The sequence below is a fragment of the Methanophagales archaeon genome (assembly GCA_021159465.1).
Lineage (GTDB): Archaea > Halobacteriota > Syntropharchaeia > Alkanophagales > Methanospirareceae > G60ANME1.
Window position 1 is genome coordinate 1 of the sequence record JAGGRR010000001.1, and the last position, 5,458, is coordinate 5,458.

A 5,458-nucleotide genomic window follows, 5' to 3' on the forward strand; every position below is an offset into this window, starting at 1 on the left:
CCGCATTTTTACATTATACTCACTATTGTTCTCCATTCCCCTCCTCTTTTCCCATCCCTCGATTATAGACAGTATCGCCTTTAAATCCGCTATCTTATCCTCTATTTCCTCAATCTTTCCCTTCACTAACAGCAGATGCTCTCGCTTCATTTTTCATTTCTTTTTCCTACCTCTAATCATCCTCGCCAACGCTTTGTAACTGTCACCTATGAAGTCGCAAGTTGCTGCTAAATCATCCATCCAGAAGCCACCAGAAGCCATCCCTGGTAATTCATATAGTAATTGTAATGCAGTTTCTGTAACTCTGTCTATTTCACGATGCTGCCAGCCTCTATAACTTGATTCCAAGCTCACAAATTTGCCTTCATCGTAACGCTCCGCGATGCTTTGATTCCCCAATTCAGCTCTTTTTCGAGTGAAGTATGTCTTATTTCCGCTCATTTTCTTCTTTTTCCACCTACTTAAACCGTTCTCGAAAAATGCAGTCAGACCACTTCTTTGTCTACTTCGTGCAACTGTTCTTTAATATCCACTGTGATATATTTCAGCACTGCATCTGACCAGCCGTAGATGAAGTAAACATCTTCTATTTGTGGCGGTGCTGGAAAGTCCCTATACGGCAGTAAAGTCACGAGGTATGCCCTCGCATGAGGTGCTATATCTCTTTTGTAATCTGTCCACGCCTCTAAGAAACCCCGTCCTACCCATTCCTCGTTATCTGTAAATGCTATAAACAGGTCTACGGCTTCTTTTTTCTCTATGAGCCACTCGACAGGTGCGCTTAATGACGTCCCACCATCTGCCTTGAAGACTCTTGCTATCTCGAAGATCGTCTCTTTTGTATATGCCTCCGCTGCTATGTCTTCCCTTACCACACTTTCAAAAGGTAGCAACACAGGCAGTTGTATACAACGCTTCACGAGGCATCCGGTAAATAGCCCCACCAGATCGATACACTGTACAATGCTGTAATCCCCCGTAAGATTTGAGCTCATGCTTCCTGACACATCACTTGCTATTGCTACCTTGTCCCGTATTTCTGGAAGATTGACAATGCTTAGCTCTAATGCACGCAGTAAAGCAGTTTTTAGCCGCTCTGCGCCTCTAAAGTCCTCAAGCATTCTGTAAGCCACATAAAATCTGAAGGGAAGTACTTTTGACTGTTTTATTGCGTTCTCATCAGTAATCCTCTTCACCACATAGTCGAGATTTTCACGCTTGTCGAATACTCCATTCCTTCCGAAGTTGTTGAGGTTACGAATGAGGTTGAAATATGGTGCCTGATAAAGTAGAGCCTCCCATATCTTAGGTGTCATCTTCTTTACGCTCCCCGTTACTACCTCATAGGGTAGCCGACCTCTTTCTATCGCCTCTATGATTTCATCTTCGCTCTCGGAAGTCTTTACTACCTTCAAAGCCTCTAACTGCCCATCCCCCTCGTGCATCTTCTTCTTGATGTAGTTTATCACCACAGGATTGACATCCTCACGCGGTCTCGCTATGTTTATCATGTCCTCTACCGCTTTTGGATACTTAACTGCGTGATAGGTCGTCATGCTGGCTATTGTCTTTATCATCTTCTCCTTTAGCGCTCTTCCTACACCTCCTCTTATCGTTTTTGATCTCGCTATGTCTATGAACTGCTGCCAGTCATGCGGGTTCTGGCAGACCTTGTCCGCGATCTCCTTGAAAACTTTTGGCGACCTTCTCGAAATTTCCACTAAGCTCGCTATCGGTAATGTCCTCATGAAGCCTTTGTTCCTCGCATACACCGTAGCCTTTGCCAGAAACTGCAAATTCTCGCATCTCCTCAGCACATCGAGCATCTCCTTGATGTTCTCTTCCGCCTTCACATAAAACAAATTCGCCGTCGTCCCCGTCATCAAGACCGCAAGCACTTCTTCCTCTATCGTCCTCTTGTAGGATGGAAATCCCTCTTTGTTTGCTTTTTCAGGCTCTGGTATCGCTTCCTGCCTCAACTTCCTCCAAACTGTCTTCCTCTTCATTTTTCTATCACCTCCTGAGGAGGGAAAGGGGAATACAAGGAGTAGCGGGGACGCTCCCAGGATAAGCGGTGTAGCTACTCCTTCACCCCTACTGCCTAGCGCGCTTTGACCCGACACTAGGCAAAAAGCGGAGGAATAAGAGGAGAGAGTGCCTCAAAGGGCAGTCGTGGGAGTTCTGTCCCGGAGTATCTCTCCTCACACCTCCAATGCCCCCGGCGGGATTTGAACCCGCGACCTCTCGCTTACAAGGCGAAGTAACCACTTCTGCACCTCTTTTGAAAAGGAATAGAGAAGCGGTACATATAGCGCTCTACCAAGCTGAGCTACGGGGGCGTTTTGTTAGGCTTTTCCTCTTCCACCTTCGCCTTCGTTACACTCACCAGAACTATATCCCCCTCCTTCACACCTATCTCCTCAAGAAGAGATGGCGGAAGGATTACACGCCGCTGTGAACCTACACGCACTGGCACTTTCTTTTCTCCCATCTCTTATCACCATTAATGGTATGGTGAATGGTATATATAAAACTATCTTTATGCTATCAAAAATTAGGGTGATATGGATATGTTCAATTTGTGGATATGTCAGTAAATGTATGGAATGTTTTGCCTCCGCTTGAACATGTCCTCAATCATCTTCGCCGTCACGACCGAAAGCGCAATCACCTTCCTCGTCTGTTCTTTGCTTAAGCCCCAAGATTCGCACATCTTCTTTACCGTGCCCTCGTAAGTCTGCCTCCTTATATCGCTTTTCCTGAACTCCGCGAGTATCTCGTTCGCATCCTTCTCCAACCCCTGCGACATCGCCTCCAGCTCCTTCTCCGACCGCATCCTTAAAATGTCCTCTAACATCTTTAGCATTGATTCTATTGATACGGGATCGGAAATCCAAATAACTATTCTCTTGTCTTCAACTTCCACAATGAATTTTACCGCGGTCTTTCCAGTTTCAAAGTTTTCTATAATCCCCCACACTATGGAGAATTCGTCAGGCTCGCCTTCGTAGTTTTTGTTCCACAGATAACACGAAGCTTTAACCTGCCTCGTTTTTTTCTTAACGGTGCACATTCAATCTTGTCTTATAAACGCTTCTGATACTTTTTTGACAACCTCTTTATCATCAAACAATATCTCTACACCAGTCAAACCACACTTTGAGAAGCTCACCAACACATGAGCGTTTGATTCGAGCGTTTCTTCACCAGTAGAACCAAATTCTATAAGCAAAGAGCTAGCTTTATCGTTAAAATCAATATATGCAGGATGAAGTGTTCTAACTTTAGGTTTTTGTAATAGTTTTGTTCTCGTTAAGTTGACTCTCAGCTCGATCTCTCTTAACGCATCCTTTTCGCTCATACCAAAATATTCGCATAAAAGTTGAAGGAAACTCCTAAAGTGCCCATCCATGTATTCGGCTTCCTTATCCGTCAGCATTTTTTTCATGCTGGCTGCCCCGTCATCGCCAGCGACCTACTCAGCCGGACTCTACTACGCTTTCTTTCAGCTCCGCATCACTATTGGCGGGCACACTTGTAGCAGGCCGCCTTTCGCCACGCCGTGGACTTATTCGCGCTATCGCACGATGCCACCGCTCAGGGGTCTTACGCCACTTCTATATTTTTTGTTGCATCTTGACACTTTTTTGAGAGGCTTACAATCGTCTTAAAAACGCTTTTAGCGCATTCTCCACAACAGCGACTACGCCTGCATACGCCGCAAGCTGCTCCACCACACTACTCTCCGTCACCGGCGCGCCACTGACATACATAACCGCTCCAACTACTATGCCCACAAGAACAGTTGCTGCAAATTTCGCTGTCTCGAAATTTTCCGTGCCTACTGATTTTAAATACCCGCTCGCCGCAAATATTGCCGCCGCGAGCACCGCTATTAGTATTGTTACGAGCATTTTTTTCACATCACCTATTATATGTTTAAACTTTGTATATAAAAAGTTATCGGCTCGTGAAATCCACCAACACTATAATGCTATGTTTCCCGTTTAATGCTTGCTTCATATATTTTAGTTTATATTTCAATTCAAACAGTTTATCCAAAAGAAAATCAGCGTCCCCCTCCCGGTCTCTTTTTATTTCCCTCAATATCGTGTTATAATATGCTAAGATGTAAACATAGTCTTGTGAAAGATAATCTGGCTTATCTATTACCTCCCCGTCTTTTCTTTGTATTATCACTACTTCTCTCATTTCTCCCTTTCAATTTCTGCAAGAATTCGCCTGATTGCTTTGCTCGCCAAACAAGAACCAGATAGGCGGTGAGACCACGTCTTTTAAGAGATAAATCCTTATTCCCAACCTTTGCAATAGTTCTCTTCTCTCCTCTGAAACGCCACCGCAAAGCACTCCGAGGTCGGCTTCTTTGTGCCTCTCCCGTATAATTATCCAATACTTAACGATTTGCTGAATGTCTGAAATGCTTAGAAACCAAGGTTTTACTTCAATATAAATATCCCTCCCCGTTTCCTTATCCACAAAGAGAAAATCCGGTATCGCTTTCTGTCGCCGAAAGTTCGGATGGTGCTTTTTGAGCTCAAGCCCTGGTATCCTAACTTGTCCGTCTATTAGCGAGTGATGCAACTCCATTTCGTCCCTCGCACCTACATAACCCGCGGGATTCTTAAATAGCTTCATCATTGTCCACCTCCTTCATCTTCTCATTCATCTCTCGCATCATCCTCTCCTTCGCTTCTTTCGCCTGCCTCGCTTGGAATTCAACATCTTCAGCCTCTGGCGGAATATTACCGTTTTCGTCTATGTCTTTTATGTTCACATATCTCGTCTTCTTGGTTTTTTTCTTAGTTTTACTCTTCTTCTCCTTCTTCTTATCACTATCAGACTCCTCCTTTTTCTCCCACTCGAATATCTCTTCCTCTTCTTCCTCCTCTTCTTCTTTTACTCTTATCCCGAACCATGCTCGCTGTATTTTACCACCTATCTTTTTATGCTTCGCATACACACGAGGAATCTCACCCACTATCTCTGAAAATCGCTTCTTACCCACAATCGTTAGCCCTTCCCGCTCACAGAAAAGCTTATAACTATCGTAAAGCTCGCCCTTAGATATATATGCATTAGGGTCCAACTCGCATCTCTCTTCTAAAAATGCACGTGCTGAATTGCTCATCCTCATAAACTCCGCCTTCTTCTGCCTCGAAGTCTTACTTTCAGAAAACTTGAACCCTCTCGCTTCTAATCGCTTCAAACCTTCCAAGCACCAGTTCAAAAACCCTGCAATGCCATCCTTCTCCACCAATACCCGCTCGTAGTTTGGAATCGCATTACCGATAAACTGGTTCGGAAATTCTATTACTATTACTCGCTCCCAAAACGCTGACGTGGTATCTTCCACCTCTGGAAACTTATTTCCGAGAATAATAAACTTCGCAAAGTTCACAAAATCTATCGTGTTCTGCTTATTCTTGACCTCCGCCGA

At 44.4% G+C, this 5,458-nt stretch carries 9 protein-coding genes and 1 tRNA gene; all 10 read right to left on the reverse strand.

Annotation, left to right across the window (positions count from 1 at the left end; translation table 11 throughout):
• Nucleotides 1-153: 153 nt before the first annotated feature.
• Nucleotides 154-441: a hypothetical protein gene (locus J7J01_00005; GenBank protein MCD6209278.1), complete on the reverse strand. Its 288-nt coding sequence runs from the start codon at nt 439-441 to the stop codon at nt 154-156.
• A 44-nt stretch (nt 442-485) separates the two neighbouring features.
• A complete protein-coding gene (locus J7J01_00010) occupies nt 486-2,006 on the reverse strand; it encodes a TROVE domain-containing protein (GenBank protein MCD6209279.1) in 1,521 nt (506 codons plus the stop codon).
• Nucleotides 2,007-2,213: 207 nt separating this feature from the next.
• Nucleotides 2,214-2,339 (reverse strand) — tRNA-Thr (locus J7J01_00015).
• Nucleotides 2,330-2,491, reverse strand: a complete 162-nt coding sequence (locus J7J01_00020; GenBank protein ID MCD6209280.1) for an AbrB/MazE/SpoVT family DNA-binding domain-containing protein — start codon at nt 2,489-2,491, stop codon at nt 2,330-2,332. The genes J7J01_00015 and J7J01_00020 overlap by 10 nt, the downstream gene beginning before the upstream one ends.
• Nucleotides 2,492-2,590: 99 nt before the next feature.
• Entirely contained in the window at nt 2,591-3,073 is a 483-nt protein-coding gene (locus J7J01_00025; protein MCD6209281.1) for a hypothetical protein, read from the reverse strand.
• Nucleotides 3,074-3,448, reverse strand: coding sequence for a hypothetical protein (locus tag J7J01_00030; protein ID MCD6209282.1), 375 nt, complete (start codon nt 3,446-3,448; stop codon nt 3,074-3,076).
• 208 nt (nt 3,449-3,656) lie between these two features.
• Nucleotides 3,657-3,914 carry a hypothetical protein gene (locus J7J01_00035; GenBank protein ID MCD6209283.1) on the reverse strand — a complete coding sequence of 86 codons (258 nt, stop codon included), beginning with the start codon at nt 3,912-3,914 and terminating at the stop codon, nt 3,657-3,659.
• A gap of 46 nt (nt 3,915-3,960) precedes the next feature.
• On the reverse strand, nt 3,961-4,212 hold the full coding sequence (locus J7J01_00040) for a hypothetical protein (protein ID MCD6209284.1): 252 nt from the start codon (nt 4,210-4,212) through the stop codon (nt 3,961-3,963).
• A gap of 9 nt (nt 4,213-4,221) precedes the next feature.
• Nucleotides 4,222-4,659 carry a hypothetical protein gene (locus J7J01_00045; protein MCD6209285.1) on the reverse strand — a complete coding sequence of 146 codons (438 nt, stop codon included), beginning with the start codon at nt 4,657-4,659 and terminating at the stop codon, nt 4,222-4,224.
• A partial coding sequence (locus J7J01_00050; GenBank protein MCD6209286.1) for a hypothetical protein occupies nt 4,643-5,458 on the reverse strand: 816 nt, incomplete at its 5' end. The genes J7J01_00050 and J7J01_00045, both read right to left, overlap by 17 nt.